Source organism: Kitasatospora sp. CMC57 (genome assembly GCF_045866025.2).
GTDB lineage: Bacteria > Actinomycetota > Actinomycetes > Streptomycetales > Streptomycetaceae > Kitasatospora.
On sequence record NZ_AP035881.2, the window covers coordinates 6,122,494 to 6,148,353 of the forward strand.

At 73.2% G+C, this 25,860-nt stretch carries 26 protein-coding genes; 18 read left to right on the forward strand and 8 right to left on the reverse strand.

All coding sequences use genetic code 11. The features are described 5' to 3' along the window. Nucleotides 1-210 precede the first annotated feature (210 nt). The 6 genes from ACKUU6_RS27500 (at nucleotide 211) to ACKUU6_RS27525 (ending at nucleotide 6,399) form a co-directional block, all read left to right on the forward strand. A complete protein-coding gene (locus tag ACKUU6_RS27500; RefSeq protein ID WP_407991259.1) occupies nucleotides 211-1,278 on the forward strand; it encodes a glycosyltransferase in 1,068 nt (355 codons plus the stop codon). A 102-nt stretch (nucleotides 1,279-1,380) separates the two neighbouring features. Beyond that, a complete protein-coding gene (locus tag ACKUU6_RS27505; RefSeq protein WP_407991260.1) occupies nucleotides 1,381-2,184 on the forward strand; it encodes a slipin family protein in 804 nt (267 codons plus the stop codon). 84 nt (nucleotides 2,185-2,268) lie between these two features. Then, nucleotides 2,269-2,904, forward strand: a complete 636-nt coding sequence (locus tag ACKUU6_RS27510; RefSeq protein WP_407991261.1) for a thiol:disulfide interchange protein DsbA/DsbL — start codon at nucleotides 2,269-2,271, stop codon at nucleotides 2,902-2,904. A gap of 193 nt (nucleotides 2,905-3,097) precedes the next feature. Next, the gene (locus ACKUU6_RS27515) at nucleotides 3,098-3,994 is read left to right on the forward strand and encodes an ABC transporter permease (RefSeq protein WP_407991262.1); all 897 of its coding nucleotides are present in this window, start codon (nucleotides 3,098-3,100) and stop codon (nucleotides 3,992-3,994) included. Next, a complete protein-coding gene (locus tag ACKUU6_RS27520; RefSeq protein ID WP_407991263.1) occupies nucleotides 3,984-5,195 on the forward strand; it encodes an ABC transporter ATP-binding protein in 1,212 nt (403 codons plus the stop codon). The genes ACKUU6_RS27515 and ACKUU6_RS27520 overlap by 11 nt, the downstream gene beginning before the upstream one ends. Before the next feature lie 4 nt (nucleotides 5,196-5,199). Further along, on the forward strand, nucleotides 5,200-6,399 hold the full coding sequence (locus tag ACKUU6_RS27525) for a glycosyltransferase family 4 protein (protein WP_407991264.1): 1,200 nt from the start codon (nucleotides 5,200-5,202) through the stop codon (nucleotides 6,397-6,399). Between the two features lie 100 nt (nucleotides 6,400-6,499). Here the strand turns inward: ACKUU6_RS27525 and ACKUU6_RS27530 are convergent, their stop codons facing one another. Both ACKUU6_RS27530 and ACKUU6_RS27535 read right to left on the reverse strand, forming a co-directional pair. Then, entirely contained in the window at nucleotides 6,500-7,249 is a 750-nt protein-coding gene (locus tag ACKUU6_RS27530) for an SAM-dependent methyltransferase (RefSeq protein WP_407991265.1), read from the reverse strand. Nucleotides 7,250-7,253: 4 nt separating this feature from the next. Further along, nucleotides 7,254-8,420 carry a glycosyltransferase gene (locus ACKUU6_RS27535; protein ID WP_407991266.1) on the reverse strand — a complete coding sequence of 389 codons (1,167 nt, stop codon included), beginning with the start codon at nucleotides 8,418-8,420 and terminating at the stop codon, nucleotides 7,254-7,256. 138 nt (nucleotides 8,421-8,558) lie between these two features. On the opposite strand from ACKUU6_RS27535, the gene ACKUU6_RS27540 reads away from it, so the two are divergent. Next, the gene (locus tag ACKUU6_RS27540) at nucleotides 8,559-9,353 is read left to right on the forward strand and encodes a glutamate racemase (RefSeq protein ID WP_407991267.1); all 795 of its coding nucleotides are present in this window, start codon (nucleotides 8,559-8,561) and stop codon (nucleotides 9,351-9,353) included. A 12-nt stretch (nucleotides 9,354-9,365) separates the two neighbouring features. Here the strand turns inward: ACKUU6_RS27540 and ACKUU6_RS27545 are convergent, their stop codons facing one another. After that, a complete protein-coding gene (locus ACKUU6_RS27545) occupies nucleotides 9,366-10,169 on the reverse strand; it encodes a pentapeptide repeat-containing protein (RefSeq protein WP_407991268.1) in 804 nt (267 codons plus the stop codon). A 217-nt stretch (nucleotides 10,170-10,386) separates the two neighbouring features. Between ACKUU6_RS27545 and ACKUU6_RS27550 the strand changes: the two genes are divergently transcribed. Beyond that, nucleotides 10,387-11,418, forward strand: coding sequence for a glycosyltransferase family 2 protein (locus tag ACKUU6_RS27550; protein ID WP_407991269.1), 1,032 nt, complete (start codon nucleotides 10,387-10,389; stop codon nucleotides 11,416-11,418). A gap of 44 nt (nucleotides 11,419-11,462) precedes the next feature. Here the strand turns inward: ACKUU6_RS27550 and ACKUU6_RS27555 are convergent, their stop codons facing one another. Further along, the gene (locus tag ACKUU6_RS27555; protein WP_407991270.1) at nucleotides 11,463-12,479 is read right to left on the reverse strand and encodes a polysaccharide deacetylase family protein; all 1,017 of its coding nucleotides are present in this window, start codon (nucleotides 12,477-12,479) and stop codon (nucleotides 11,463-11,465) included. Between the two features lie 398 nt (nucleotides 12,480-12,877). On the opposite strand from ACKUU6_RS27555, the gene ACKUU6_RS27560 reads away from it, so the two are divergent. From ACKUU6_RS27560 to ACKUU6_RS27585, 6 genes are all read left to right on the forward strand, one after another. Beyond that, nucleotides 12,878-13,138 (forward strand): hypothetical protein, encoded by a 261-nt coding sequence (locus tag ACKUU6_RS27560; RefSeq protein WP_407991271.1) that lies wholly within the window; start codon nucleotides 12,878-12,880, stop codon nucleotides 13,136-13,138. A gap of 240 nt (nucleotides 13,139-13,378) precedes the next feature. Next, nucleotides 13,379-14,203 (forward strand): polysaccharide deacetylase family protein, encoded by an 825-nt coding sequence (locus ACKUU6_RS27565; RefSeq protein WP_407991272.1) that lies wholly within the window; start codon nucleotides 13,379-13,381, stop codon nucleotides 14,201-14,203. Between the two features lie 175 nt (nucleotides 14,204-14,378). Beyond that, a complete protein-coding gene (locus ACKUU6_RS27570; protein WP_407991273.1) occupies nucleotides 14,379-15,530 on the forward strand; it encodes a glycosyltransferase family 4 protein in 1,152 nt (383 codons plus the stop codon). Nucleotides 15,531-15,562: 32 nt separating this feature from the next. Further along, nucleotides 15,563-16,237 (forward strand): sugar transferase, encoded by a 675-nt coding sequence (locus ACKUU6_RS27575; protein ID WP_407991274.1) that lies wholly within the window; start codon nucleotides 15,563-15,565, stop codon nucleotides 16,235-16,237. A gap of 74 nt (nucleotides 16,238-16,311) precedes the next feature. Continuing rightward, nucleotides 16,312-16,917, forward strand: a complete 606-nt coding sequence (locus ACKUU6_RS27580) for an acetyltransferase (protein ID WP_407991275.1) — start codon at nucleotides 16,312-16,314, stop codon at nucleotides 16,915-16,917. 86 nt (nucleotides 16,918-17,003) lie between these two features. After that, nucleotides 17,004-17,498 (forward strand): NUDIX hydrolase, encoded by a 495-nt coding sequence (locus tag ACKUU6_RS27585; protein WP_407991276.1) that lies wholly within the window; start codon nucleotides 17,004-17,006, stop codon nucleotides 17,496-17,498. A gap of 7 nt (nucleotides 17,499-17,505) precedes the next feature. On the opposite strand, the gene ACKUU6_RS27590 is transcribed toward ACKUU6_RS27585, so the two are convergent. Further along, complete coding sequence (locus ACKUU6_RS27590; protein ID WP_407991277.1) at nucleotides 17,506-18,435, reverse strand: NAD-dependent epimerase/dehydratase family protein; 930 nt, start codon at nucleotides 18,433-18,435, stop codon at nucleotides 17,506-17,508. A 128-nt stretch (nucleotides 18,436-18,563) separates the two neighbouring features. Continuing rightward, complete coding sequence (locus tag ACKUU6_RS27595; protein WP_407991278.1) at nucleotides 18,564-19,085, reverse strand: PTS fructose transporter subunit IIA; 522 nt, start codon at nucleotides 19,083-19,085, stop codon at nucleotides 18,564-18,566. Between the two features lie 298 nt (nucleotides 19,086-19,383). Between ACKUU6_RS27595 and ACKUU6_RS27600 the strand changes: the two genes are divergently transcribed. The 3 genes from ACKUU6_RS27600 (at nucleotide 19,384) to ACKUU6_RS27610 (ending at nucleotide 22,220) form a co-directional block, all read left to right on the forward strand. After that, the gene (locus ACKUU6_RS27600; RefSeq protein WP_407992257.1) at nucleotides 19,384-19,602 is read left to right on the forward strand and encodes a DUF397 domain-containing protein; all 219 of its coding nucleotides are present in this window, start codon (nucleotides 19,384-19,386) and stop codon (nucleotides 19,600-19,602) included. A gap of 678 nt (nucleotides 19,603-20,280) precedes the next feature. Further along, a complete protein-coding gene (locus ACKUU6_RS27605; RefSeq protein WP_184922226.1) occupies nucleotides 20,281-20,775 on the forward strand; it encodes a hypothetical protein in 495 nt (164 codons plus the stop codon). A gap of 281 nt (nucleotides 20,776-21,056) precedes the next feature. After that, the gene (locus tag ACKUU6_RS27610) at nucleotides 21,057-22,220 is read left to right on the forward strand and encodes an acyl-CoA dehydrogenase family protein (protein WP_407991279.1); all 1,164 of its coding nucleotides are present in this window, start codon (nucleotides 21,057-21,059) and stop codon (nucleotides 22,218-22,220) included. Nucleotides 22,221-22,250: 30 nt separating this feature from the next. Here ACKUU6_RS27610 and ACKUU6_RS27615 read toward each other — a convergent pair whose 3' ends face one another. Further along, complete coding sequence (locus tag ACKUU6_RS27615) at nucleotides 22,251-23,393, reverse strand: aminoglycoside phosphotransferase family protein (RefSeq protein ID WP_407991280.1); 1,143 nt, start codon at nucleotides 23,391-23,393, stop codon at nucleotides 22,251-22,253. A gap of 455 nt (nucleotides 23,394-23,848) precedes the next feature. Here ACKUU6_RS27615 and ACKUU6_RS27620 point away from each other — a divergent pair, with 455 nt between their 5' ends. Next, the gene (locus tag ACKUU6_RS27620; RefSeq protein ID WP_407991281.1) at nucleotides 23,849-25,315 is read left to right on the forward strand and encodes a hypothetical protein; all 1,467 of its coding nucleotides are present in this window, start codon (nucleotides 23,849-23,851) and stop codon (nucleotides 25,313-25,315) included. Between the two features lie 32 nt (nucleotides 25,316-25,347). On the opposite strand, the gene ACKUU6_RS27625 is transcribed toward ACKUU6_RS27620, so the two are convergent. After that, nucleotides 25,348-25,650: a hypothetical protein gene (locus tag ACKUU6_RS27625; RefSeq protein WP_407991282.1), complete on the reverse strand. Its 303-nt coding sequence runs from the start codon at nucleotides 25,648-25,650 to the stop codon at nucleotides 25,348-25,350. Between the last annotated feature and the right edge of the window lie 210 nt (nucleotides 25,651-25,860).

Genomic DNA, 25,860 nt, shown 5'->3' on the forward strand with positions numbered 1-25,860 from the left:
GCGAATGGGCATACCCACCAGGGGCACGGGAGCGGTGCGCCGTTCCCGGGCGAGCATCCCAGGGGAGCGGGGAACTGCGCGAGGGCGGCAGGCCACGACCGTCGGCCGCTCGCGGACAGTGCCCCGGGCCTCGATCCGGCTCCGCAAGAGCGTCGCACCCGCACCCCCGTTCGCTTGACCCGCCCCGTGAACTCCCCGAAGGTTGGCCGCATGGCTGACGGACCCCGTGTGCTGCACCTGATCACCGACCCCCGCCACCGGGGCGCGCAGAACCTCGCCCGCGACCTGCACGCCGAGCTGCTGCGCCGGGGCGCGCCGTCCGCGCTCCGCGCGCTCCAGCCGCACGCCGACGCACCCCCCGACCACGACGCCCCCGTCCTCGGCCCGTCCCGCCACCACCCCGCCACCTTGCGGGCGCTGCGGGCCGCCGCCCGGCAGGCGGATGTCGTGGTGGCGCACGGCTCCAGTACCCTCCAGGCCTGCGCCGTCGGGCTGTTGGGCACCGGAGTGCCCTTCGTGTACGTCAACATCGGCGACCCCAGGCACTGGACCGCGAGCCTGTCCCGGCGGCTCAGGGTGGGTGCGTTCCTGCACCGGGCGGCCGCCGTCTCGGCGATCTCGGACGGCGCCAGGGCGGTGCTCCTCGAACGCTTCTGGCTGCCCGCGAAGCGCGTCCGGACGATCCCGAACGGCCGGGCCGCCGAAGCGTACCGACCGGCGGCGAATGCGGCCGAACGGCGGGACGCCCGTGCTCAGTTGGGCCTCCCACCGCAAGGCCCGGTGGTCGCCTGGATCGGTGCGCTGGCGCCGGAGAAGCGGCCCGATCTGGCGCTCGCCGCGCTCGACCGGCTGCCGGACGTCCACCTCGCGCTCGCGGGCGACGGCCCGCTCGCCGGCAGCTTCGCGCGCACCGAGCGGGCGCACTTCCTCGGCCGGCTGCCCGACCCCGGCGTGCTCTACCGGGCCGCCGACGCGCTGCTGCTGACCAGCGACAGCGAAGGGGTGCCCGGCGTGCTGATCGAGGCCGCGCTCTCCGAACTCCCGGTCGTGGCAACCAATGTGGGCTGGGTCGGCGATGTCGTGCTGGACGGCCTGACCGGCGCCCTGGTCCGGCCCGGCGACCCGGTCGCGCTGGCCGAGGCCCTCGGCCGGGTGCTGGCCGGGGACCGGGCCGCGCTCGGCGCCGCCGCCCGGGCACATGCGCTGGCCCGGTTCGACCTGGCCGTGGTGACCGACTCCTGGCAGCACCTGCTGGAGCACGTGGCGCCGGGACGGTAACGATCCGCCGGCAAGGGCCCCCACCCTGTCCCACCCGCCGGGACGGGCGCATACTGTGCCGCGCGGCCACCACCCCGGTGGCCGGCACGGGGGAGGTCGGACATGGGATTTCTGGCACTGGCGGGCGCGGTGGCCGTGCTCTGGGTGGTCTTCGGGGTCCGGGTGGTACAGCAGTACGAGCGTGGCGTGGTGTTCCGGCTGGGCCGGGTCCGGGGGAGTGTCCGTGACCCCGGGCCGATGCTGCTGATCCCGCTCGTGGACCGGATGCGCAAGGTCAACATCCAGGTGATCACGATGCCGGTGCCCGCCCAGGAGGGCATCACCCGGGACAACGTCTCGGTCCGGGTCGATGCGGTGGTCTACTTCCGGGTGGTCGACCCGGTCCGGGCCACCGTCGACGTGCAGAACTACACCTTCGCGATGTCCCAGGTGGCCCAGACCTCGCTGCGTTCGGTGATCGGCAAGAGCGACCTGGACGACCTGCTCTCCGGCCGGGAGGGCCTGCACCGCGGCCTCGAACTGATGCTGGAGAGCCCGGCGGTGGGCTGGGGCGTACACATCGACCGGGTGGAGATCAAGGACGTCGCGCTGCCCGACTCGATGAAGCGGTCGATGGCCAGGCAGGCCGAGGCCGACCGGGAGCGCCGGGCCCGGATCATCACCGCCGACGGCGAGTTCCAGGCCGCGAGCAAGCTCGCCGACGCGGCCCGGCTGATGGACGGCACGCCGTCCGCGATGCAGCTGCGCCTGTTGCAGACCGTGGTCGAGGTGGCCGCCGAGCAGAACTCCACCCTGGTGCTGCCGTTCCCGGTCGAGCTGCTGCGGTTCTTCGACAGCGTGAACCGGAGCGTGCCCGAGCCCACGGTCCCCGAGCAGGCCGTCCCGCTCGACAAGACCGAGGACTGAGCGGTTGGGCCGTCCGGGCGAAAGTGCGCTCCGGACGGCCCGTCAGCTGGCTCGGCCGTCCCCGGCGCTGGCAGCATGCGGCCTGTGAACCCGCTTCTGCGTACCGCCGTGCTGGCCGTTGTCGCCAGCGGACTGCTCGTCACTCCGGCCGCCGCCGCCCCCGAAGTACCGCACGAGGGTGGCCTGGTGGGCCGGATCGACCACCCGGGCCCGATTCGGGCGGTGAAACAGGAGGCCGTCGAGTTCTTCTGGTACGACTGCGGGCACTCCCAGGAGCTGGAGATCCCGCTGGAGCGGTGGGCGGAGAAGCACCGGAGTGACGTGACGCTCCGTCGGGTGCCCGCCGTCTGGGTGGGCAGCCGCGAGGAGCAGACCCAGCGCGGCCACGCCCGGCTCTACTACACGTTGGAGCAGCTCGGCGAGGTGGACCGGCTGCAGCTCGCCGTGTTCCGCGCGGTGCGTGAGCGGGAGACCGACGTGACCACCGAGGGGACCGCCACCGCCTGGGCGATGACGGTCGGGCTCGACCAGGACAGGTTCCGCGCGGCGTACCGCTCCTCGGCGGTCGAGCAGGCCACCGAGGAGGCCGGCGGCCTGCTGACCCGGTACCAGGTGGACGAGCTGCCGACCGTACTGGTGCAGGGCGGCCAGCGGGTGCAGCCGAGCCGGGACGGCGGGGTCGCCGGGATGCCCGCCGCGCTCGACCGGCTGGTCGACTGACCCTACCAGCGCCCCTCCACCCGCCCCCCGCCGACAGAGGCTCTGAGCAGCCCGAATTCTTCACCGAACCAGCCCCCTGCCCGCACACTCTGTGCCAGAGTGGTCGCCGCGGCCGAACTGCCTCAGCAGCGGCCCGGATTCGAGGCTCGTACCTCGGACGTGAATCACTCGGCACCGGAGAAGGCGGGGTTCCGTGGGGGGACAGCGCGCGCAGGTCCTGGACCAGCGCGACAACCAGACCGAGGCGCGGCGGGCGGGGGCCGACGGTCCGCCCGCTGAACTGATCTTCAAACGGAGGCTACGGCCCGCCCAGGTGGCCCGGGAGCTGCTCGGGGCGCGGGAGTTGGTCCGCGCGCTCGCCGAGCGCGATCTGCGGGCCCGGTACAAGCAAGCGGTGCTCGGCTTCGCCTGGGCGGTGCTCACGCCGCTGGCGCTGTGCGCCATCTTCACACTGGTGTTCCAGCGCGCCGTGAAGATCGACACCGGCGGGGTGGCGTACCCGCTGTTCGCCTATGTCGGCCTGATCGTCTGGCAGTTCTTCAGCAACACGATGAACCAGGGCGCGCTCAGCCTGGCCAACAACCTCAGCCTGCTGAACAAGGTGTACTGCCCGCGCGAGGTCTTCCCGCTGGCCACCATGCTGGTCGCCAGCGTGGACATGCTGATCGGCATCGGTGTGCTCGGGCTGCTCTTCCTGGCCTTCTGGACGCCGCCCGCGATCACCTTCTTCTGGGTGGTCCCGCTGCTGCTGATCCAACTCGCCTTCACCTACGGTGTGGCGCTGGTGCTCTCGGTCGCCGTGGTCTACCTGCGCGACGTCCGCCACCTGCTGCCCATCATCACCCAGATGGGCGTGTTCGCGACCCCCGTCGCCTACCCGCTGTCGCAGATCCCGCAGAGGCTGCAGGAGGTCTACGTCGGGGTCAACCCGCTGGGCGCCGTGATCGAGGGCTACCGCCGCGCGCTGCTGTACGGCCAGGCGCCCGACCTCGCCCTGACCGGCATCGCCGCCGCCAGTTCGGTGGTCTTCCTGGTCGGCGGCTACCTGGTCTTCAAGAAGCTGGAAACGGGGATCGCCGATGTCGCCTGACCTTTCGAGCAAGCAGAGCTATCCCCTGGGCACGATCAGGACCGAGCAGGTCTGGAAGCGCTTCAAGGCCGACCAGCAGCGGATGCTCCTGCGCGACAAGGTCGAGCAGCTGACCCGCAGGCTGCGCGGCGGCCGGGGCGAGGACTGGCGCTGGGCGCTGCGGGACATCAACCTGCACATCGAGCCCGGCGAGTCGGTCGGCCTGATCGGCTCGAACGGCTCCGGCAAGTCCACCCTGCTCAAGATGCTGACCCGGGTGATGTACCCGTACGGCGGGGTGATCGACGTGCGTGGCCGGATCGGCGCGCTGATCGAGATCCGGGCCGGAATCCACCCGGATCTGACCGGCCGGGAGAACATCTACCTGTTCGGGGCACTGCTGGGCCTCAAGCGCCGGGAGGTGGCCTCCCGGTTCGACGCGATCGTGGAGTTCGCCCGGCTCGGCGGGGCGATCGACCGGCAGGTCAAGTACTACTCCTCCGGGATGCAGATGCGGCTCGGCTTCGCGGTGGCCGCCTACCTGGAGCCGCACGTGCTGCTGGTGGACGAGGTGCTGGCGGTCGGCGACGCGGTCTTCCAGCAGCGCTGCCTGGACCGGATGCGCGAGGTCGCCGAGCAGGGCACCACGATCGTCTTCGTCTCGCACGACCTGCCCGCCGTCGAGTCGATCTGCCGCCGGGGCGTCTGGCTGGAGCAGGGCTCGATCCGGGTGGACGCGGGCATCAAGGAGGCGATGTCCGGCTACCGGGACTCGATCGAGGCGCAGTCAGAGGCGGGCGGCCGGGTCGGCGAGCCGATCCAGCTGCTCAAGCACGAGATCGTCGGCGAGGGCCGGGAGAACCTCACCACCGACGAGCCGATGACCGTCGAGCTCACCCTCGGCGGCGACTACCGGGGCGACGCCACGCTGCACCTGGGCGTCAGCGAGGGCACCTCCAGCCCGATCTTCCAGATCAGCCACGAGATCCGGCTGACCGGCGAGGACCACCAGGTCGCCTGCATGATCCCCAACCTGCCGCTGCCGCGCGGCCGTTATACTCTCTGGGCGGGTGTCTACAGCATCGGCAGGACCGATGGCGGCACGCTGATGAGCTGGCACTCGGTCGGACAGTTCGATGTCTTCGGCCCGATGCTGGACACCCCGCCACGGGCCGTGGTGCTGGCCGCACCGGTCTTCGTCCCGCACCGCTGGGAGGAGTGAACGGGTGAACGGCCTCAGAGTGCTGGTCCACCTCAACAACCTCGCGCTGGGCGGTGCGCAGCTGAACGCGGTGGACATCGCGCGCACCCTGCGCGACCGGGGACACCACCCGGTGCTGTTCGCCCAGGGGGTGGAGGGACCGGCCCCGCTGGTTCAACTCGCCGCCGGGCACGGCCTGGAACTCGTGGTCGAGGGCGACCCTGACACCCCGGCCCGGGTGGTCCGGCAGCGGCTGAGCCAGGTGACCGAACAGCACGGCAGCCAGCTGCTGCACGCCTGGGAGGTCCGGGCCGCCCGGAACTCCTTCTTCGGCCCCGGCCGGCTCGGCCGGCTGCCGGTGATCACCACCTTCTACGGCATCAGGATGCTGCGCGGCCTGCCCCGGCACCAGCCGCTGGTGCTCGGGCTCGGCGCCCTGATGGGGGAGGGCCGGGCCTTCGGCCACCGCGACGTCCGGCTGATCGAACCGCCGGTGAACACCGTGACGGACGCTCCCGGCGTGGTGGACGGAGACGCCTTCCGCCGCGAACACGGAATCGGGGAGGGCGAGTTGCTGCTCGCCATCGTGACCCGGCTGGTGCCCGACCTGGAGAAGGACGCGGGCGCGCTGCTGACCATCGAGGCGGTCCGCGAAATGGCCGACCCCAGGGTCCGGCTGGCCGTGGTCGGCGCCGGTCCCAGTCTGGAGCGGCTGCGGTCCGCAGCGGCCGCCGCCAACGCGGCACTGGGGCGCCAAGCCGTCCTGGTACCTGGCCAGTTGGCCGATCCCCGGCCCGCCTACCAGGCCGCCGACGTGGTGCTCGGGATGGGCGGCTCGGCCCTGCGCGGTCTGGCCTTCGGCAAGCCGGTGGTGGTGCACGGCGCCGCCGGGTACACCGCACTGCACGAGCCCGGCCCGCTGGTCGAGCCGCACGCGTCCCGCTGCATGTACGGCTTCGGCGACGGCTCGGCAACGCCCGCGCGGCTGGTTGGGCAGCTCCGCCCGCTGCTCGCCGACCCGGCCCGGCGGGCCGAGCTCGGCACCTGGGGACGGGACTGGGTGGTCGGCAGGTTCTCGCTGGAGAGCGTGGCCACCGCCTTCGAGGACCTCTATCGCGAGGTGGTCACCACCCCACCGGGCCCGGCGAGTTGGCTCCGCGACCTGGAGCAGATGAGCCGCTTCGAGTACAGCAAGCCGACCGCCGCGAGGCTGCTCGGCCGCTAGGGCCTGTCTCGTGGAACGGCCGGCCGCAGTGCCCGGTACGTGCTGTCTCCGCACCGGACACTGCGGGGTCAGATCCTCCGAGGACCCGCCCGACGGACCGTCAGGCGGCGCGGCGGAGGAGCAGGGTGATGAAGCCGAGGGTGCCCCGGTAGCCGCCGAGCCAGCCCATGCGGTGTTCGGCGGCGATCGTGGCTGCCTCGGCGCTGTCCGGGTGCTCGGGGTTGTCCAGGGCCCATTCGGCGAGCGAGCCCGCCCAGGCCCACTCGTAGTCGTCCCACTCCTCCAGGGTGCTGATGTGGCCGAGCACCGGCACCCAGCCGGCCTCGGTGACCAGGCGGACGGTGCCGGTCAGATCGGCGTGGTCGTCCGCGTTGGGCACGCCGAGCCCGGCCAGCGCGGCCGCGTCCGGCTCCCGCTCCCAGAAGCAGTCGCCGATCAACAGCAGCCCGCCCGGTGCCAGGTGCTCGCCCGCCGCCGCCAGGGTCGGCAGCAGCCCGCCGAAGGCGTGCGACGCCCCGACCGAGAGCACCACGTCGAACGGCTGGTGGGCGCGGAACTCCGTGGCGTCCTGGTGGTGCAGCCCGAGCCGCCGGGCCACCCCGAGCGCCTCGGCGCGTTCCCGGCCGAGCGTCAGCGCGCTCTCGTCCAGGTCGACGCCGACCGCCTGCAGTTCCGGGTGCGCGGCCAGGGCGCGGAGCAGCCAGGCGGCCTCGCCGCAGCCGAGGTCGAGCACCCGCCCGTCCCGGCCGCGCAGGGCGCGGTCGAGCAGCCGCTGCACGTTCGCGTCGGAGAGCGGTGCGGCGATCGGGTGGTCGGAGTGGGCTATTCTGCCCCTGAGTTGACGGTCCATCTGATCAGTCTGGCGCAGGACCGTCACTCTGACCCATGACTTTTCCGTACGTCCGTCCCTTCCAGGCCGCACCCCGCCCGCGCCAGTGCTGGACGGCCGAGTCCACGGTCATCAGCAGGTACAGCAGCGCGGTGAACGGCAGCAGCAGCGCGGCCGCCGTCGGCTGCCTGTGGTACCGGAGCATCGGCGTGAAGGTTCCGGCCATCAGCGCCCAGGCCGCCGCACCCGGCGCCGCCACCCACCACACGCCGGTGACCGCCCCCGCCACGGTCGCCACCGGCGGCACCAGGTACACGAGCGTCAGCCCGAGCACGGTGCCGAGCAGCAGCAGCGGGGAGTGCCGCAGCTGGGCGTATGCGCTGCGCGAGACCATCCGCCAGAGCTGCCCCAGCTCCGGGTAGGGCCGGACGCTGTCCACCTGCTCGGCCAGGCCCAGCCAGGTTCGGCCGTCGGTGCGCTTGACCGCCCTGGCAAGGTTCACGTCGTCGATCACCGCACCCCGGATCGCGGCGATCCCGCCCGCCCGCTCCAGCGCAGTCCGGCGCACCAGCGAACAGCCGCCCGCCGCGGCGGCGGTCCGGCAGCCGGGGCGGTTGCTCCACCGGAACGGGTACAGCTGGGCGAAGAAGTACACGAAGGCCGGCACGATCAGTCGCTCCCAGCCGGTCTGCACCCGCAGCCTGGCCATCTGCGAGACCAGGTCGAGCCGGTGGCCCTCGGCCGCCGCCACCAGGGCGGCCAGTGAGTCGGGCCGGTGCGCGATGTCGGCGTCGGTCAGCAGCAGGTACTCCGCTGCGCCCGCCTGCTCGACGCCGTGCCGCAGGGCCCACAGCTTGCCGGTCCAGCCCGGCGGGAGGGGCGGGGGAGTGGTCACCGTCAGCGGCAGGCCGCCGTCGGCTCCGAGGCGGTGGGCCAACTCGCCCGTGCCGTCGGAGCTGTGGTCGTCCACCAGGATGATCCGGGCCCGGCCCGGGTACCGCTGCGCGAGCAGGCTGGGCAGACTCACCGGCAGCACCTCGGCCTCGTCCCTGGCCGGCACCAGCACCACCACCTCCGGCCACCGGGCGGTCGGCACCGGAACGGGCAGCCGCTGATCGGTCCGCCAGAAGAACCCCTGAGCCAACGTCAGCCACACCCAGGCCGCCAACGACACCCACGCCAGTACGGTCACGCTCGCAGTCTGCCACCGCGACGGTGGCGCACCCGGCAGGCTGGCTGTCCAGGTGGGTGGTGGACGGCTGAGCGCCTGCCCGAGGCGCCCGGACGCCGGGCCGCCCGCTCCGGATCGGGTCCAGTAGAGTCGTGAACCGTGAAGATCGCACTGGTGGACTCAGGACTCGGACTCCTCGCGGCCGCCGCGGCCCTGCGCCGCCGCCGTCCCGACCTGGACCTGGTGCTCTCCTCGGACCCCGACGGGATGCCCTGGGGCCCGCGTACGCCCGAGGGCATCGCCGCGCACGCGCTGGCCTGTGCCAGGGCGGCGGCCGAGTTCGGACCGGACGCGCTGGTGATCGCGTGCAACACCGCCTCGGTGCACGCGCTGGACGTGATCCGGGCCGAGCTGGAGCCGGGTCTGCCGGTGATCGGTACCGTTCCGGCGATCAAGCCCGCTTCGGCGGCCGGCGGCCGGGTGGCGATCTGGGCCACCCCGGCGACCACCGGCAGTCCGTACCAGCACCAGCTGATCCGGGAGTTCGGCGGCGAGGCGACCGTCACCGAGGTGGCCTGCCCCGGGCTGGCCGACGCCGTGGAGCGGGCCGACCAGGCGGCGATCGCGGCCGCCGTGGCCGACGCCGCCGCCCGGACGCCCGCGCACACGGACGCGATCGTGCTCGGCTGCACCCACTACGAACTGCTGGCGGACGAGATCCTCGCCGCCGTCGCCACCCCGGGGGAGTCGCTGCCGTCCTGGTACGGCTCCGCCGACGCGGTCGCCGCCCAGGCGCTCCGCCGGATCGGCCCCGGCCGCCCCGAGGGCGGCGGTACCCTCACCGTGCTCCAGAGCGGCCGGGTCGGCAGCCTGCCGCCCGCCGTGCTGCACTACCCCGAGGGCCGGCTGCTGGCCGAGCCCGCCCGGGGTCCGCTGACCGCCACCAGCGGCTGAGCCCGCTGACCGCTACCAGTGGCCGGGCTTGCGCAGCCCGGACGGCAGCCGGGTGCTCGCGTCGCCCCGGGCCGCGTTGAGCTGGGCCTGGGTGAGGAAGAGCGCGCCGGTGAGGTCGGCTCCCGTCAGGTCGGCGTCACGGAAGTCCACCCCGATCAGGTCCGCCTCGCGCAGGTCGGCCCCCTTGAGGTCGGCCGCGATCAGGTACGCCCCGCGCAGGTTGGCGCCGCGCAGGTTCGACCCCGCCAGCCGGGCGCCCATCAGGTCGGCGCCGCGGTGGTTGCGCTTCTTGCCCGGCACCCCGGCCCTGACCAGCTCGCTGACCCGCAGCAGCAGTTCGCCGACCTCCTGACGGACCGTAGGCACGTCCGCCGCGACCAGCTCGGCCGCCGTTCCCCTGGTCAGCGCCTCGATCCGCTCCAGCGCCGTGCGCAGCTGCCCGTGCACCGACTTCGCGGCCCGCAGGGTGAGCGCCTCGGTCAGGTAGTACAGCAGCTCGTGCAGCCGCCGCATCACCGGGAACACCTCGTACATCTCCCCCGCGGTCTCCGGCGCCTCGCGCCAGCTGCGCCCCTCGAAGGTGACCTGGGACACCTTCTGCCCGGCGCCGAAGCAGTCGAAGACGGTGCAGCCGGTGAAGCCGGTGGCGCGCAGCTCGGTGTGGATGCCGCAACGAAAGTCGGTCCGCAGGTTCCGGCACGGCGTGCCCGCCGCCTTGGTGACCGCGAAGTCGGCCGAGCGCGCGAAGGGCAGGGCCACACAGCACAGCCCGAAGCAGTTCGCGCAGTCGGCCACCAGCTCAAGGTTCTCGGACACCACGCAGGAACTCCCCGTACAGGACGGGCACCGTGCTGATCCGGCGCCCTGGACGGCCCCCATTCTCCCCGATCGTCCCGCTGCTCCGGCCCCGCACCCCGGGCCGGTCGGCCGCGGTCCACCGGCTGCTGGCCAGCGGGGACGGGTTACGTGTATACCAAGAGGTCGATGACCGGTCGCACGGTCGCAGCCACTGACCGAAAGGCCCACGGAGCCGATGTCTCCCCGACTCTCCGTCGTCGTCCCGATCTACAACGTCGAGCGCTACCTCGAGGAGTGCCTCGACTCGATAGCAGCCCAGAGCTTCGAGGACTTCGAATGCGTGCTGGTCGACGACGGCTCGACCGACGGCAGCCCGGCCATAGCCGAGGCGTACGTCGCCAAGGACTCGCGGTTTCGCCTGGTCCGGCAGGAGAACAAGGGTCTCGGGGCGGCCCGGAACACCGGCTGGCGGCACCTCACCCCGGGCACCGAGTACCTGACCTTCGTGGACAGTGACGACACCCTGCCGACCGGCGCGTACGAGCTGCTGGTCTCCACCCTGGACGGGACCGGCTCGGACTTCGCCGCAGGCAACGCGCTGCGGCTACGGGTGGCCGGCCTCTTCCCCTCGCACGGGCACCGCCGTCCGTTCGCCGAGACCAGGCTGCGGACCCACGTGCGCGAGGTGCCCAGCCTGGTCACCGACCGGACGGCGTGGAACAAGGTCTACCGGCGCTCGTTCTTCGACGGCGCCGGGGTGCTGTACCCCGAGGGCATCCTGTACGAGGACGCCCCGGTCAGCGTGCCGCTGCACTACCTGGCGAAGAGCGTGGACGTGCTCTCCGAGCCGATCTACCACTGGCGGGTCCGGGAGAGCGGCGACCTGTCGATCACCCAGGTGAAGACGGACCCCCGGGGCGTGATCGACCGGATCCGCTCGATCGAGCTGGTCAGGGAGTGGCTGACGGCGCGGACCGAGCCCGAGTACGCCGAGTACCTGCGGTCCTACGACCACAACACGCTGGTCGAGGAACTCCCGATGTTCTTCTGGTCCGTGCCGGACGGCGACCGGGCCTACCGGGCGGCCTACCAGGAGCACGTCAGCCGCCTGCTGCGGGCGATCGGCGTCGAGCGGATCGACGGCCTGCCCGCCCAGCTGCGGCTCAAGTACCGCCTGACGCTGGCCAACCGGATGGAGCGGTTCGTCGCCGTCCAGCGGCTGCACCGTCAGGTCAGGAACTTCCGCTCCCGGCGCGCGGCGGCCTGAGACCGACCGGCTCCCGGTGGCCTGCACCGGGAGCCGACCGGGGGTCACTCCGTCACGGCCGGCCCTTTGCGCCAGCGCTGCACGGCGGGCTCCAGGCCGGACAGGATCGTGTCGAACCGCCGGGTGCTGGTGGTGCAGTCCACCTGGAGCCGGCTGATCCGGAGCGGGTGGACGGGCAGCCGGGGGCCGAGCCGGTGGTCGGACAGGAAGCCCAGCCGGTAGCCGAGCTGCCGGAGCAGGGTGTCGGCGCGCGGGTCGTACCCGCCGTTCGGATAGGCGAACGCGGTCGGCGGCTCGCCGAGCCACTGGGTGAGCGCTTGGTGCGCCCCGGTGATCTCGGCCTGCACGGTCGAGTCGTCGCACTGGGCCAGGCACGGGTGGCCGAGCGTGTGGTTGCCGACCGCGACGTTGCCGTCCCGCAGGGCCCGCAGGTCCTCGGGGGAGAGCTGGTCCTGACCGGGCGGCCGGCGGCGGGCGCTGACCCGCAGCTCGTGCAGGCTGCGGCGGCGGTCCGGATCCGGCAGCGCCTTCAGTCGGGAGAGCAGCTGCTCCGGGCGGACGTGGCTGCGCAGTGAACGGGCCTGACCGCCGTGCCTGGCCAGGAAGGCCGCCTCGTGCCACCAGAACGGCCGGTCGGTGCCGATGAGTTCGGAGATCACGAAGGCGGCGGCCGGAATCCCGCGAGCCGTCAGTTCGGGCAGCGCGTGGGTGAGCACCGAGCGGTCGGCGTCGTCGAAGGTGATCAGCACCGAGCGCGGCGGCAGCGGCTGGCCCTCGGCGATCGCCTGGTCGACGTCGTGCACCGAGACCGGGGTGGCCAGCCGCCGCAGCCGGTCGAGCTGGGCCCCGAACGACCGGGGGTCGGTCACCCCGTGGTACGCGAGCACCGCGAGTCGCTGGGCGGCCCGGGCCCGGAACAGCGGCTGGACGGGCGAGAACCGCAGCCAGCCGCCCCGGTCGGGCTCCGGACCGGTGTGGGCGGTGGCCGTGCTGGTGGTGCGGGCGGTGGGCGGCAGGCTGCTGACGGTACTGCTCAGTGTGGTGGCTTCGGTATGCGGCACTGGGCCCCCCTCGGTCGCCGGTGCGGCGTGGTGGTACCACCGGAGGGCCTTGACCGGCCCCCGGCGCCGGGGCGCGGCGGCGCCGCCCTCGGTTCGGCCGATCACGGAGGGGACTCCCAACCTGCTCCGCGGACGGCCTGGATCGCTGCTCTCAACTGGTGCTGACTCTCCTGGACCGGACTGACGGCGGACGGTGTGTGTGGGCACCGCCCCGCCCGGCAGGCAGGCTCGATCTGGATCGCTCAATGTAGTGGAGACCACCCAGCCGCACCGATGGTTGTACGGCCTTTCGGCGAGATTTCGCGGGTGCCTGCGGATCGCCCGGACGAGCGGCGGTAGGGTGCGCCGGACGTCGCTCGGGCTGCCCCTCGGCAAGGGCCCGGTATACGGTGGGTGCCATGGGAGAGACGGAACGTGACCCAGGCGTGCGCCGCGCCGCCCGGATCTGGAGCGGTGGGGCCCTACGTCGGCACCAGCTGCTGCTGGCCGTGGTCGGGGCGGCCTGTATCGCGATGGGTATCGTGACCGCCGTCCTGGTCCCGGAGACCGACGGCCCGGCCTGGGCCATGGCGGTGGCCGGCTGCCTGGCCGCAGGGGTGCTGCTGCTGGGCCGGATCGTCTTCGCGCTCCTCCGCTCGGACGACCGCACCGCGCTCTGACGCCGGGCGCCCGGCAGGACCGGCCCCGGCCGTGCGGATCCCCCGACCCGGTCAGATCTTGTCCGTCGTGGTGACAGGCTGATCGGACCGGCTGATTTTCGGCCTATCTGCGCGCTTCTTTCACAACTTCCCGGCAGCAGTCCCACACATCCCCCTAGGGTGGGTCCCGCTCGGTCGGCGACTGCCGCCGTGCGCACGGCCACTTGCGCCGCCGGGGAGGGCAGCGCAGAGGGGGGAACGATGGCGGGCAGTGCTGTGTCCGGAGGCGTCCGGGGCAGGGTCAAGCAGCAGTTGGCGCGGGTGACCGGGGATGTCCCCGGCGAAGGCGCCACCGTGCTGATCTACCACCGGGTCGGCGGCGGCTCTGCCGACGAACTCGACGTCACCACAGCCGACTTCACCGCCCAGCTGGACCTGCTGGCCGAGCTGCCGCCCGGCCGGGTGGTCGGTCTGGACGAGGCCACCGACCGGCTGGAGGCCGGCCGCCGGACCCCGAGCACCGTGCTCACCTTCGACGACGGCTTCGCCGACGTGTACGAGAACGCCTGGCCGCTGCTCGAGGAGCGCGGCCTGCCGTTCACCGTCTACCTGGCCAGCGGCCGGGTCGGCGGTGAGATGCGCTGGGAGGGCTCGACCGCGAAGGAGTCCGGTGCGCCCGGCCTGAGCTGGGACCAGCTCCGGGAGATGGCGGCCTCCGGCCTCTGCACGGTGGCCAACCACACCCGCAGCCACGCCCGCCCCGCGCTGCTCAGCACCGCCGAGCTGGACGGCTGCAACGACGACGTCGAGGAGCACCTCGGCATCCGCCCGAAGCACTTCGCCTACACCTGGGGCGTCCCCGTCCCGCACATGGACGCCGCGCTGCGGGCCCGGTTCCGTACTGCCGCGACCGGCCAGGTGGGCCGGAACGGCCCCGGCTTCGACCCGGTCCGGTTCTGCCGGGTGCCGGTCCGCCGCACCGACCCGATCGACTTCTACCGGGCCAAGCTGTACGGCCGACTGCTCCCCGAGCGGGCCTACGCCCGGATCGTGGCCACCGCGAAGGCGGTCGGCGCCCGTGCCTGAGACGCCGTCCCGTGGACCCTCCGACCGTTGGTGGGTGAAGGAGCGGCGGCGGGGTGCGCACCTCGCCGGCTTCTCGTCGGTCGCCGATGCTCCGCATGGACTCCCTCCTCGGCACCGCCGAGCCACGCACCCCGCCGCCGCTCCTTCACCCACCCCCCAACGGTCGGAGGGTCCTGTGCTGCGCGGCCCCGAGGGCCGGCCGCTCCGGGTCGCCCACCTGACCACGGTGGACATGAGCCTGCACCTGCTGCTCGCCACCGAACTCAAGGTGGACGTGGAGTCCGGCTTCGAGACCTACGGCATCAGCGCGCCGGGACCTTACCTGGCCGAGCTCGACGCGATCGGCGTCCGGCACGAGCCGCTGCCCTCGCTGACCCGGGCCTGGCAGCCGGGTGCCGACCTGGCGGCGGCGCGCGAACTGCTCGCCGTGCTGCGCCGGATCCAGCCCGACGTCCTGCACACCCACAACCCCAAGACCGGCGTGCTCGGCCGCATCCTCGGCCGGCTGGCCGGAGTCCCGGTGGTGGTCAACACCTGCCACGGACTCTGGGCGCAGGCCCACGACCCTTTCGCCAAGCGGCTGTTGGTGCTCGGGGCCGAGGCCGTCGCGGCCCGCTTCTCGCACGCCGAGCTGTACCAGAACGCTGCCGACCGGCAGACCCTGTCCCGGTTCGTGCCGGCCCGCCGCTCCCGGGTGGTGGGCAACGGCGTGGACCTCTCCCGGTTCGGCGCCGACCCCACGGCCCGGGTCCGGATCAGGGCCGAACTCGGCGTCCCAGAAGACGAGTTGCTGGTGGCCGGAGTCGGCCGCCGGGTGGCCGAGAAGGGCATCGTCGAGTACGCGGCGGCGGCCCGCGCGCTGGCCGGGAAGGCCCGGTTCGTCTGGGTCGGCCCGCAGGACGCCGACAAGCCCGACGCACTGGCGGGGGAGGAGGCCGGGGTCGAGTTCCTCGGCAGCCGCTCCGACATGCCCCAGCTCTACGCCGCACTCGACGTCTTCGTCCTCCCCTCCTACCGGGAGGGGTTCTCCCGCTCCGCCATGGAGGCCGCCGCCAGCGGCCTGCCGATGGTGCTGAGCGACATCCGGGGCTGCCGCGAGATCGGCACCCACGGCGAGCACCTGCTGCTCGCCCCGCCCGGCGACGCCGGGGCCCTCACCACCGCGCTCGGCCGGCTCCTCACCGAGCCTGCCCTGCGTGAGCAGTTGGGCGCGGCGGCCCGTCGCCGCGCCCTGGCCGAGTTCGACCAGCGCGGTGTCGCGGCGGTCTCAGTGGAGACCTACGCGGCCGTGGCCAGAGCCAAGCGGTTGGCCTGGTCGGTCGGCTGAGCCCACCTCACACCACACCCGCTGGGGGAGAAATGAAACGAGGGGGGGACCTCGTGGTCACCGTCCTGGCCGGAAGCATCGCGCTTCCGGTCGGGCTGGTGATCGCGATCCTGATCCGCTGCACCATGGGCGGCCCTGTGCTCTTCCGTCAGACCCGGACCGGCCGTGCCGGTGCCGAGTTCGAGATCCTCAAGTTCCGCACCATGCGGGACATGCGGTTCCCCGACGAACCCGACGCGCCCCGGATCACCAGGCTCGGCGCGCTGCTCCGCAAGACCAGCCTGGACGAGCTGCCGCAGCTGTGGAACGTGTTGCGCGGCGAGATGGGCGTGATCGGACCCCGGCCCACGCTGCCCGAGCAGGTGGTGCACTACTCGCCGCGCCAGCGCGGCCGGTTGGCGATCCGTCCGGGGCTGACCGGCTGGGCCCAGGTCAAGGGCCGCAACTCGATCAGTTGGCCCGAGCGGATCGAACTCGACCTCTGGTACATCGCCAACAGGACAGCCCGACTCGACCTCCGTATCCTGGTGATGACGGCTCGTCAGCTGCTCCGGCCTGCCGGGATCACCGCGGCCGGTGGCGTCAACCCCGGCTTCCCGGTCCCGACCCGCATCGTCCTGCCCCGGCAGGCGACGGCGACCAGCCCCCTACGGCCGGCGGCTCGGGGGACTGCGGCGCCGACCCCGGAGAAGGCCACCCCGGCCTAGGCCCGGTCCGGCCGTACGCCCACCTGGCGCCCGGCCAAACCGGCCCCGGGCCGTCACCTGAGGAGGAACCGAGCATGTGGATCGTCGGATCCGGCGGCGTCGGCCGCGAGGCGTTGGACACCGCGCTGGCGGCCGGCGTCCCGGTGGCCGGGTTCCTGGACGACCGGGGGCAGGGCGGCACTGTCCGCGGCCTGCCGGTGCGGGCGCCCAAGGAGCTGCCGGCCGGGGACGGGTACCTGATCGGGATCGCCGATCCGGCGGTGCGGGCCCGGTTGGCCGCGCTGCTGGACGGGCTCGGCGGGCGGCCGGTGACGCTGGTGCACCCGAAGGCGATCGTGGCGCCGGAGACGGAACTCGGCCACGGCTCCCTGGTGATGGGAGGCGCGTACGTCTCGAGCAGCGTCCGGCTCGGTTCGCACTGCCAGGTGCACTACAACGCGACGGTCGGCCACGACACGGTGCTCGCCGACCTGGTGACTGTCTATCCGGGTGGCAACGTGTCCGGCTCGGTGCACGCGGAGCAGGGCGCCACGGTCGGCAGCAACGCCGTGGTGCTCCAGGGCCGCAGGCTGGGCCGGTACGCGTTCGTGGGCGCTGCCGCCGTGGTCACCCGGGACGTGCCGGCGGCCACCACGGTGGCCGGCTCCCCGGCCCGCCCGCTGGCGCACCGCGGCGGCTGACCCGGAGCCCGCCGAGCGCGCGCCCGGCCCCGGACCGGCTCCCGGGCGGTCACCGACGGGCTGCCGAGCGCATATAGGGTCGGCCCATGGCCATTCCTTCCTTCCTGACGGAGCTGCGCTCCTTCGTCGGCACCCGCCCGCTCTGGCTCTCCGGTGTGGGGGCGGTGATCCGGGACGAGCAGGGCAGGGTGCTGCTCAACCGCCGTTCCGACACCGGCCGGTGGTCGATCGTCGGCGGCATCCTCGACCCGGGGGAGCAGCCCGCCGACGGCCTGGTCCGGGAGGTGTTCGAGGAGACCGGCCTGGTGGTCGAGCCGGAGGCGCTGACCTCGGTGACGGTCTCCCCGATGCTCAGCTACCCGAACGGTGACCAGGCCCAGTACCTGGAGCTGACCTTCCGCTGCCGCCGGGTCTCCGGCGAGGCGCGGGTGAACGACGAGGAGTCGCTGGAGGTGGCCTGGTTCGCCCCGGGCGAGCTGCCGGACCTGGACGACTCCAACCGCTACCGGCTGGAGGTGGCGCTGGCCGGGAAGGCCGAGGCGGTGTTCTCCTTCACACCGCTCACGGGCGACCCGGCCTGAGCCGACGTCAGAGGGTCCGGAACCACTCGGCGGTACGTTCGAGGCCCTCGCGCAGCGGCACCGGCACCACGTCGGGGAACAGCTCCCTCAGCCGGCTGTTGTCGGCCTGCGAGTCCCGGACGTCACCGGGTCGGGACTCGACGTGCTCGGTGGTCACGGGCAGGCCGAGCACCGAGCCCAGCTCGTCGATCAGCTCCAGCAGTGTGGTCCGGGTGCCGAAGGCCAGGTTCACCGGGTCGGCGTGCACCACCCGGCGCACCACCGCCTCGCTGATCACCTGGGTGACCGTGCCGACGTAGGTGAAGTCCCGGCTCTGGCCGCCGTCCCCGTGCACGGTCAGCGGCCGCCCGGCCAGCGCCGCGTCCAGGAAGGCGGGCAGCACGGCCGCGTACGCGTGCCCGGCGGGCTGCAGCGGGCCGAAGACGTTGAAGAACCGCAGCGGCAGCACCCCCAGCCCGTAGCAGTGGTGGTAGGCCGTCAGGTACGCCTCGGTGGCCAGTTTGCTGACCGCGTACGGGCTCATCGGCGCCGTCCGCATGGTCTCCCGCTTGGGCAGCTCCCGGTTGGCGCCGTAGACCGAGGACGAGGACGCCGCCACCAGGTAGCCGACGCCCGCCCGGCGGGCCGCCTCCAGCACCTCCAGGGTGCCGGTGGCGTTGGCGTGGTGGCTGGCCAGCGGGTCGGCCAGCGAGCGCGGCACCGAGGGCAGCGCGGCCAGGTGCACCACCGCGTCGGCGCCCGCGAAGGCGCCGTCCAGCAGCTCCCGGTCCAGGATGGTGCCCTCGTGCAGGGTCACGTCCAGGCCGGCCAGATTGGCCTTGCTGCCAGTGCTGAGGTTGTCGACCACGGCCACCTGCTCGACCTCCGGACGGGCCAGCAGGGCCCGGGCGAGATTGGCCCCGATGAAACCGGCTCCACCGGTCACGACCACCCGCATGTTCAAGCTCCCCCCACCGTCGGCCCGCGGCCTCCCCGCCCCGGACGCACTGCGCCGCATGCTATCGGCGCGACCGCCGCCGAAGGGCGGATCCGGTGAACTCCGCTGCCGGGGGGTGGATCGGCCCCTCAGAGCTTGCGGTGGCGGTACATCTCCTCGGCCGCGTCCAGCACCGCCGCCAGATCGCCGCCCGCGCTGGCGGTCGCCACCGCGGCCACCGCCCCCTCCACGAACGGGGCGTCGGCCAGCCGGACGGGGAACGGCAGCCCGTGCTCGTCCGCATCGGTCAGCAGCGCCCGGACGGTGTCGACCGCACTGCCCAGGTCGGCCAGCACCGCGACCCCGTGCCCCTGGTCCACCCGGCGGGCCGCCGCGGCCACCAGGACCGCGCTGGTGCCGAGGCCGTCCGCGAGACTGCCCCCGGTGGCGGCCACCGGCGCCGCGTCGTCCGCCTTGGTCAGCCCGACCGCGAGCGCGGCGACCGCCTCGGCCAGCCGCTGGCTGTGCGAGACCAGCACCACCCCGACCCGCCCGAGCCCGGCCGACCGGGGGAACTGCGGCACCCCGGGTTCCGGCTCGCCGGGGTGCGGCGCGGACGGGGCCTGTGAGATGGGAATCACATCGGCCCGGGAGTCCTCCCGGCGTTCCATGACTGCTCCTCGGGCTTCTGCGGTACGGAATCTGACCGGACGTCGCCTGACGGGACGTGGAACAACACTCTCGCAGCCGCACCCCGGCCGCGACCGGATCCGCCCGGGTGTGTCCGTCCTTAGCACAGCACCTGCCCCACGCGGAGCGGAACGACGGATCCGGCCCCGGGCGGAGGAGCGAAAGCGGCAAGCCCGTGCGGGCCGGGCGGGGCTGGATACGCTGGGGCCACGTTCGACAGGTGAGGAGCATCCAGTGGCGGTCGACAGCGGTACCAGCGCAGCGGGCGAGGGCGGGGCGGTGGCCCAAGGGTCCGGTCCCAAGCCGGAACTGGACCTCACCGGGGCGGAGTGGCTCTCCAGCGACCAGGGCGACGGTGCGGTGCAGATCGCCTTCGTCGGCGAGTACATCGCGATGCGGGACGGGCGGGAGCCGGGCGGGCCGGTGCTGGTCTTCACCCCGGCCGAGTGGCGGGCCTTCGTACTGGGCGCCCGGGACGGCGAGTTCGACCCCGTCTGACCTGTACTCCGTCAGTTCGCCGGGGAGCGCCGGGCGGTGGTCCGGGGCCGAGGCCCGGCACCGAAAAGAAATCTGGTCGCCCGATACTTGTTGACTGTTCGACAAGCCACGGCCCAAAGTATGAAGCAGACAGACGCCGTGCCCAACGCCCCCACGCGTCCAGGCACGGCGCCTGCTGTGCGGTCCGGGCACAAGTGCCGGACCTCCTCCCGAGGTGGAACCCCGGACGCACCACGGTGCGCCGTCGCCGGGAGGCGTGGCCCCGGTGCCGAGAGCGACTCGGACGCCGGTGCCGGGTTACCCGGGATCCGCACGCCCCCACGCGGCGGTGTCCCGGGCAGGTCCGCGAGCTGCGACGGGCCGGGGCCCCGCGAACCTGGTCTATGGGTGTTGTGTGTGTACTGCTCGGTTCAGACGCTACTCGACGGTCGACGGACAGCGGAAAGTGCCTGTGCGGGTGACTCGGGTGTCGCACGACGGTGTGCATGAAGGAACGCGCACGCGGGCGCGCTGCGACAACACCGCCCCCCGGTGGATCGAGCCCACAGCGGCTGTCGTGCTGAACCGAACGTAGCCCGGACGGTTGCTCAGAGTCAACATTGGTCTCTGAGCGTCGAACTCGCCCGGAGCGCCCACCCGCCCCGTGAGCAGGGCGTGACCGCACCGTACGATGGTGTCATGTCATTTCTCCGCCGCCGCTCCGGCTCTCCCGCGGGACCGGACTTCGACGTGCTCGCGATGGATCCGGGCGACTGGCCCGGCGACTTCGGCGCCATGATGATGAGCGGCCCGGACGGCTCCTGTCAGGGCATCTTCCTGCGGTACGACCTGTTCGGCGGCCGTGGCCCCGCGATGTTCATCGGCAACCTGCCCGAGGGATCGCCGGCCCGGGACGCCGAGGACGGCGTGCCGTTCGAGATCCGCCAGCTGCTCACCGCGCTGGAGAACGAGGAGCCGGTCGAGTTCGTCTCGGCCGAGGACTTCCCGGTCATGCTCGGCGACGACCTGCTGATCGTCCGCAAGGTCAAGGTCAGCGAGGAGCGGGTGTTCTGCGCCCAATTCGGCCGCAGTGACGGTGTCCAGGTCACCATCGCCTCCTGGGACCGTCCGATCGCCGACGATCTCTACCAGCTGCTCAAGCCGCTCCCGGCCGACATGTTCCAGCAGGGCTGATTCCGGCCAGTCCTTGCTTGACGGTAGTGATCAACGCTTCGTACAGTCACCAGCATGTCGTGTCGCCCCCTGCTGCTCACGCGGCGCTGCTATCTGGACCTGCGGCGCACCGCGAGCGCGGCGTGTCCGGGTCGCTGAGGGGGAGTCGACTCCTCCGGTGGCCCGCCTCCGGCTGATTCCGGCCGTTTGCTGCCAGGCCGCCCTACGGTTCCGCGCGCCGGCTCCGGTGCGCCCGCCCGCAGTTCGCCGCGCACCACGCTGCCGCCCGGAGGCACCCGCCCATGACCGTCACTGATGGCACCTCACCCGTCGCGGACGCCCTCGCCCGGCTGCCCCGGGTGGTCGACCTGCTGGCGGCCCGGGCCGAGGAGCACGACCGGGACGCCACCTTCCCGTACCAGGGCATCGAGGCCGTGCACGAGGCGGGTCTGCTCACCCTGACCATCGGTCAGCGCTACGGCGGCCCCGGCGGCACGCTCGCCGACACCGTCCAGGTGCTCGCCCAACTGGGGCGCGGGGACGCCTCGGTGGCGGTGCTGACCGCATTCACCCTGCTCCAGCACGCCGAGCAGGCCAGGAACGGCAGCTGGCCGGCCAGGGTCTACCGCCGGCTGCTGACCGAATCCCGCCGTGGCCCGGCCCTGGTGAACACGCTGCGCGCGGAGCCGGGCGGCCGGCCGGCCACGGTGGCCCGCTGGGACGGCAGCGGCTGGCGGCTGACCGGACGGAAGACGTTCTGCGCGGGCGCCGAGGCGCTGGCCTGGCTGGCGGTCCGGGCCAGGACCGACGAAACGGTTCCGCGGACCGGCCTGTTCCTGGTCCGCGGCGACAGCCCGGGCATCGAACTGGATCCGCTCTGGGACCAGTTGGGGCTCCGGGCGAGCGCCGGGCACGACGTGCTGCTGACCGAGGTCGCGGTGGCCGCCGACGCGGTGGTCGGCCTGGCCGGTCCGCCGACCGAGGAGCCGCCCGCCGACCGGCTGGACCGGGCCTGGCGTGAACTCGCCCTCTCCGCCGTGCACCTGGGCGTCGCCCGAGCCGCCCAGGACTGGCTGATCCGCTTCCTCGGCCAGCGGACTCCGGCCAATCTGACCGAGCCGCTGGCGACCGTGCCCCGGTACCGGACGGCGGTGGCCGAGATCGAGTCCTCGCTGATCGGCGCCGAGGAGCTGTTGTACGGGCTGGCCGCCCGGGTGGGCCGGGGCGAGCAGGCGGCCGCCGCGCGCTCTGGCGCGGCCCAGCTGCTGATCAACCGCACCGCCGTTGCGGCCGTCCAACAGGCCGTCACCCTCACCGGCAACCCCGGCCTCAGCCGCCGCCACCCGCTCGAACGCTACCTCCGGGACGTCCTCAGCGGTCGCACCCACCTGGCCCCGGAGGACGTCGTCCTGGAGCAGCTGGCGGCGACCCTGGGGCTGGGGGAACCGCGGCGCCGGCCCCAGTAGTGCGGCCGAGCGCCCCGCACGACGTCCGGCTCAGCGCGTCCCGACCGCCGTGCGGACCGCCCGGCGGGCGAGTGCGGCGTCGTCGTAGAGCCGGCGGATCATGATCCGCTGCTCCTCGCCCGCGCCCGGCACGTCGTGCAGGCGGATCTCCCGCATCAGCACCAGCACCAGGTTGACCAGGAACGCGTCCCGCGCCACCGTCCCGCCGGACTGCGCGAGCTGGCTGATCTGGCGGCGGGCGGCCGAGTCCCCGGAGAGCACGCTCCAGAGCACCGCCAGGTCGTACCCGGGCAGGTACCAGCCGGCCTGCTCCCAGTCGACCAGCACCGGGCCCGAGGGGGCCAGCAGGATGTTGCCGAGCAGCGCGTCGCCGTGGCAGAGCTGGAGCGGGCTGCCGGACAGGCCGTGCAGCAGGGCCCGCAGGTCGCCCGCGTCCCGGTCGGTGAGTTGGCCGACCGAGTGGAAGCGGGAGATCTCCAGCTGGTAGTCGAGCGGCTTGCCGAACACGTCGGTCGGCGGCCGCCAGAGGTTCAGCGAACGGATCGAGCCGAGCACCGCCCGCAGCTCGCCCGGCGTCGGGGCGCTCACGGGGTGGCGCTCGCGGGCGGCCTGACGGCCCGGCACCCGCTCCATGACCAGCACGCAGCGGTCGTGGTCGGCGGCCACCAGCCGCGGCAGCCGGACCGGCGGACGGTGCCGGACGAACGCCCGGTAGACCGAGACCTCGTGGTGGAAGCGTTCGATCAACTGCTCGGCGTTCTCGCTGCGGAGTGCCTGCGGGGCGAGGCACTTGGCGACCACGGGTGCCCGGCCGATGGTGCCGGCGATCAGGATGTGTCGGCTGCCTTCCCGCAGGACCTGGCGGGGAAGGAAGCCAGGACATATCCGCGCGATGTTGGCGAGCGCGGCCCGTACGGTGGGGGTCTGCAGGGCGGCCGGATCGAGCCGGTCGGCGGTGGCGGCCTCGATGGTGCGGCCGCGGTGCAGCCGGTCGGTGCCGTTGCGGGCCCCCGACTGGTCGGGCTGGCGGGGGAGCAGGCCGCGTGCCGTGGCCAGCGCCCTCGGGTCGCGGTACGGGGCCGGGCCCTGACCGGGGCGACCGCCGGCTGCGGTGGGGGGGCGCAGCGCGGTGCGGGGCTGGGTGGGGGTGCCGGTGGTCGCTGAGGAGTACATGGGCTGGTGAGGGTCCCTTCCTGGCCGGCGGCTGGCCTCTGCCGGTGTCTGCTGCGGACTGCCCCGGTGTGACGGAGTGCGCACCGTCTCGGTGCACCACCGGGGTCTGAGGGGTGGAGCGCAGGCGCCGGGCACGGAACTTGACGGGTCATCACGGTGCGCACCCTGGGGAATGCGTGCCGTGCGCCTGCCCTGGCCATGCCCGGCGCCAGTGCGCCACCCTGCCGCGCCACCCCCTCGGATGAGGCCCCGGAAAGTCCGTTGACGGTGGGTCAGGGCAGTGCCTGAGCCGTTTTCGGGCCTTCCGATCCGGAGTCGGGGTGGCGCATCTCTACCTGACACCCGGCCGGCACTGGTGCACCATGTGGCGGACCCTGGCGAAGCGTGGCGAATGGTCGCGCGGCACATGCCAGCGCACTAGGGTCGAGAGCAGCCGAGGAACCTGGGGGCTTCACGTGAGCAAGGGGCCGAACGCCAGATTCGCCGACCTCTTCGCCCTGACCGGTTGGTCCAAGGGCGAGTTGGCGAGGCTGGTGAACCGGCGGGGCGCGGCGATGGGCCAGCAGCAGCTGTCCACCGACACCTCGCGGGTACGGCGCTGGATGGAGCAGGGGGAGATCCCCCGCGATCCGGTGCCGAGACTGCTGGCCGCCGTGTTCACCGAGCGGCTCGGCCGTGTCGTCACCACTGAGGACCTCGGTCTGGAACGACACCGGCCCACCAGGTCCGGCAGCACGCCGTCAGCAGAGCCCTGGGAGCCGGATCGGACGGCTGAAGTCCTCACCGAGTTCACGGGAATGGACCTCATGCTGAACCGACGCGGACTGGTGGGCGCGGGCACCGCACTCGCCGCCGGCGCAGTCATCGGTGACAACCTCTACGACTGGATGCGGGGCGCCGACGTGGCCTCCGCAGCCGGGCGGCCGGGGCCCCGAAGAATCATCACCCAGGGCGGCCACCGACCGGTCGTCGACGTGTACGAGCCGGGCCCGGTGGGCGCGGAGGAAGTGACCGCGCTGGAGCGGTCGGTGGAGGTCTTCCGGGCCTGGGACGCCTCCCGGGGCGGCGGCCTCCAGCGCAAGGCGGTGGTCGGCCAGCTGAACGAGGTCGGCGGCCTGCTCACCCACGACCTGCGGCCGGAAGTGAAGCAGCGGCTCTGGACGGTGGCCGCCAACCTGGCGGTGCTGGCCGGCTGGATGTCGCACGACGTGGGTCTGGAGCCCACCGCGCAGCGGTACTTCGTGATCGCCGCGCAGGCGGCCAAGGAGGCGGACGACCGGCCCCGGGCGGGTGAGGCGATCTCCCGGGCCGCCCGGCAGATGCTCCATCTCGGCCGGGCCGACGACGCGTTGGAGCTGATGCAGCTGGCCAGGGCCAGCAGCGGCGACCGGATGCTGCCGCAAACCAGGGCGATGCTGCACACCGTGGAGGCCTGGGCGCAGGCGGCGCTCGGCCGGGCGGAGGCCACCCGCAGGGTGCTCGGCGAGGCGGAGGAGCTGTTCGTCCAGCACAGCGACCTGGCGGTGCCGACCTGGATGGCCACCTTCAACGAGGCCGAGCTGCATGGGATGCAGGCGCTGGTCTACCGGACGCTGGCGGAGCACGACCCGGGCGCGGCCCGGCTGGCCGAGCGGCACGCCCAGCGTGCGATGGACCTACGGGCGACCACCGGCCGGGAGCGCTCCAGCCTGCTCGACGAGATCACCCTGGCCTCGGTCTACTGGCTCTCCGGCGAGCCGGAGGGGGCGCTGACCCACGCCAAGTTGGCGCTCAACTCGATCGGCCAGACCTCCTCGACCCGGACGTGGGACCGGCTGCGCGAGATGTACCGGCTGTCCAGCCGCTACCAGGGCGTGCCGGCGGTGGCCGAGCTCCGGGAGGAGATCCACGCGGTGCTACCGGAGCCCCGCCGCGAGGTCTGAGTCTTCAGGCGGAGCCCGCGAGGTCCGAGCTGTCAGGCCAGCTGACGGAGTGACATCCGCAGGGCGGTCACCTGGCCGTCCTGGTCGAGCATCGGCTCACCGGTGACCTGGAGGCGGCACGGTTCGCCGCCCGGCCGTTCGATCGGCACCAGGCCGGATTCGGCCTGCCCGCGCAACAGTGCGGAGGTGACCACCCGGCGGAGCGCGGGCCGGTCCGCCCGGAGCAGCTGGTCGAGGCTGAGCGGGCCCAGGCCCGGGTCGCGCCCGAGCAGCCGGTGGACCTCGGGCTGCCAGCTGACCTGGTCGGTGCGCAGGTCCCACACGGCGGTGCTCATCGCTGCCCCCTCACGAAGTACGGGTAGGCCCTCAAGCGGTGGACCGACTCTGCCGCGGGGGCGGGGCAGCTGCGAGGGGTTCCGGCAAATCCTTAACGGAACTTCCTCTGGCATATGCGCGGCCGGGGTCCGGAAGCCGACCTGATCGGCCCTGTGTGCGTAAGGGGCGCCCAGGCGGTAACCTTCGGTGATTCCGGCGCCCGGGCGCCC

What these genes read in the sequence shown, in the direction of transcription:
- ACKUU6_RS27500 (WP_407991259.1), top strand. Translation starts at nt 211, where the DNA reads ATGGCTGACGGACCCCGTGTGCTGCACCTGATCACCGACCCCCGCCAC.
- ACKUU6_RS27505 (WP_407991260.1), top strand. Translation starts at nt 1,381, where the DNA reads ATGGGATTTCTGGCACTGGCGGGCGCGGTGGCCGTGCTCTGGGTGGTC.
- ACKUU6_RS27520 (WP_407991263.1), top strand. Translation starts at nt 3,984, where the DNA reads ATGTCGCCTGACCTTTCGAGCAAGCAGAGCTATCCCCTGGGCACGATC.
- ACKUU6_RS27530 (WP_407991265.1), bottom strand. Translation starts at nt 7,249, where the DNA reads ATGGACCGTCAACTCAGGGGCAGAATAGCCCACTCCGACCACCCGATC.
- ACKUU6_RS27550 (WP_407991269.1), top strand. Translation starts at nt 10,387, where the DNA reads ATGTCTCCCCGACTCTCCGTCGTCGTCCCGATCTACAACGTCGAGCGC.
- ACKUU6_RS27560 (WP_407991271.1), top strand. Translation starts at nt 12,878, where the DNA reads ATGGGAGAGACGGAACGTGACCCAGGCGTGCGCCGCGCCGCCCGGATC.
- ACKUU6_RS27565 (WP_407991272.1), top strand. Translation starts at nt 13,379, where the DNA reads ATGGCGGGCAGTGCTGTGTCCGGAGGCGTCCGGGGCAGGGTCAAGCAG.
- ACKUU6_RS27575 (WP_407991274.1), top strand. Translation starts at nt 15,563, where the DNA reads ATGAAACGAGGGGGGGACCTCGTGGTCACCGTCCTGGCCGGAAGCATC.
- ACKUU6_RS27580 (WP_407991275.1), top strand. Translation starts at nt 16,312, where the DNA reads ATGTGGATCGTCGGATCCGGCGGCGTCGGCCGCGAGGCGTTGGACACC.
- ACKUU6_RS27585 (WP_407991276.1), top strand. Translation starts at nt 17,004, where the DNA reads ATGGCCATTCCTTCCTTCCTGACGGAGCTGCGCTCCTTCGTCGGCACC.
- ACKUU6_RS27590 (WP_407991277.1), bottom strand. Translation starts at nt 18,435, where the DNA reads ATGCGGGTGGTCGTGACCGGTGGAGCCGGTTTCATCGGGGCCAATCTC.
- ACKUU6_RS27595 (WP_407991278.1), bottom strand. Translation starts at nt 19,085, where the DNA reads ATGGAACGCCGGGAGGACTCCCGGGCCGATGTGATTCCCATCTCACAG.
- ACKUU6_RS27605 (WP_184922226.1), top strand. Translation starts at nt 20,281, where the DNA reads ATGTCATTTCTCCGCCGCCGCTCCGGCTCTCCCGCGGGACCGGACTTC.
- ACKUU6_RS27610 (WP_407991279.1), top strand. Translation starts at nt 21,057, where the DNA reads ATGACCGTCACTGATGGCACCTCACCCGTCGCGGACGCCCTCGCCCGG.
- ACKUU6_RS27615 (WP_407991280.1), bottom strand. Translation starts at nt 23,393, where the DNA reads ATGTACTCCTCAGCGACCACCGGCACCCCCACCCAGCCCCGCACCGCG.
- ACKUU6_RS27625 (WP_407991282.1), bottom strand. Translation starts at nt 25,650, where the DNA reads ATGAGCACCGCCGTGTGGGACCTGCGCACCGACCAGGTCAGCTGGCAG.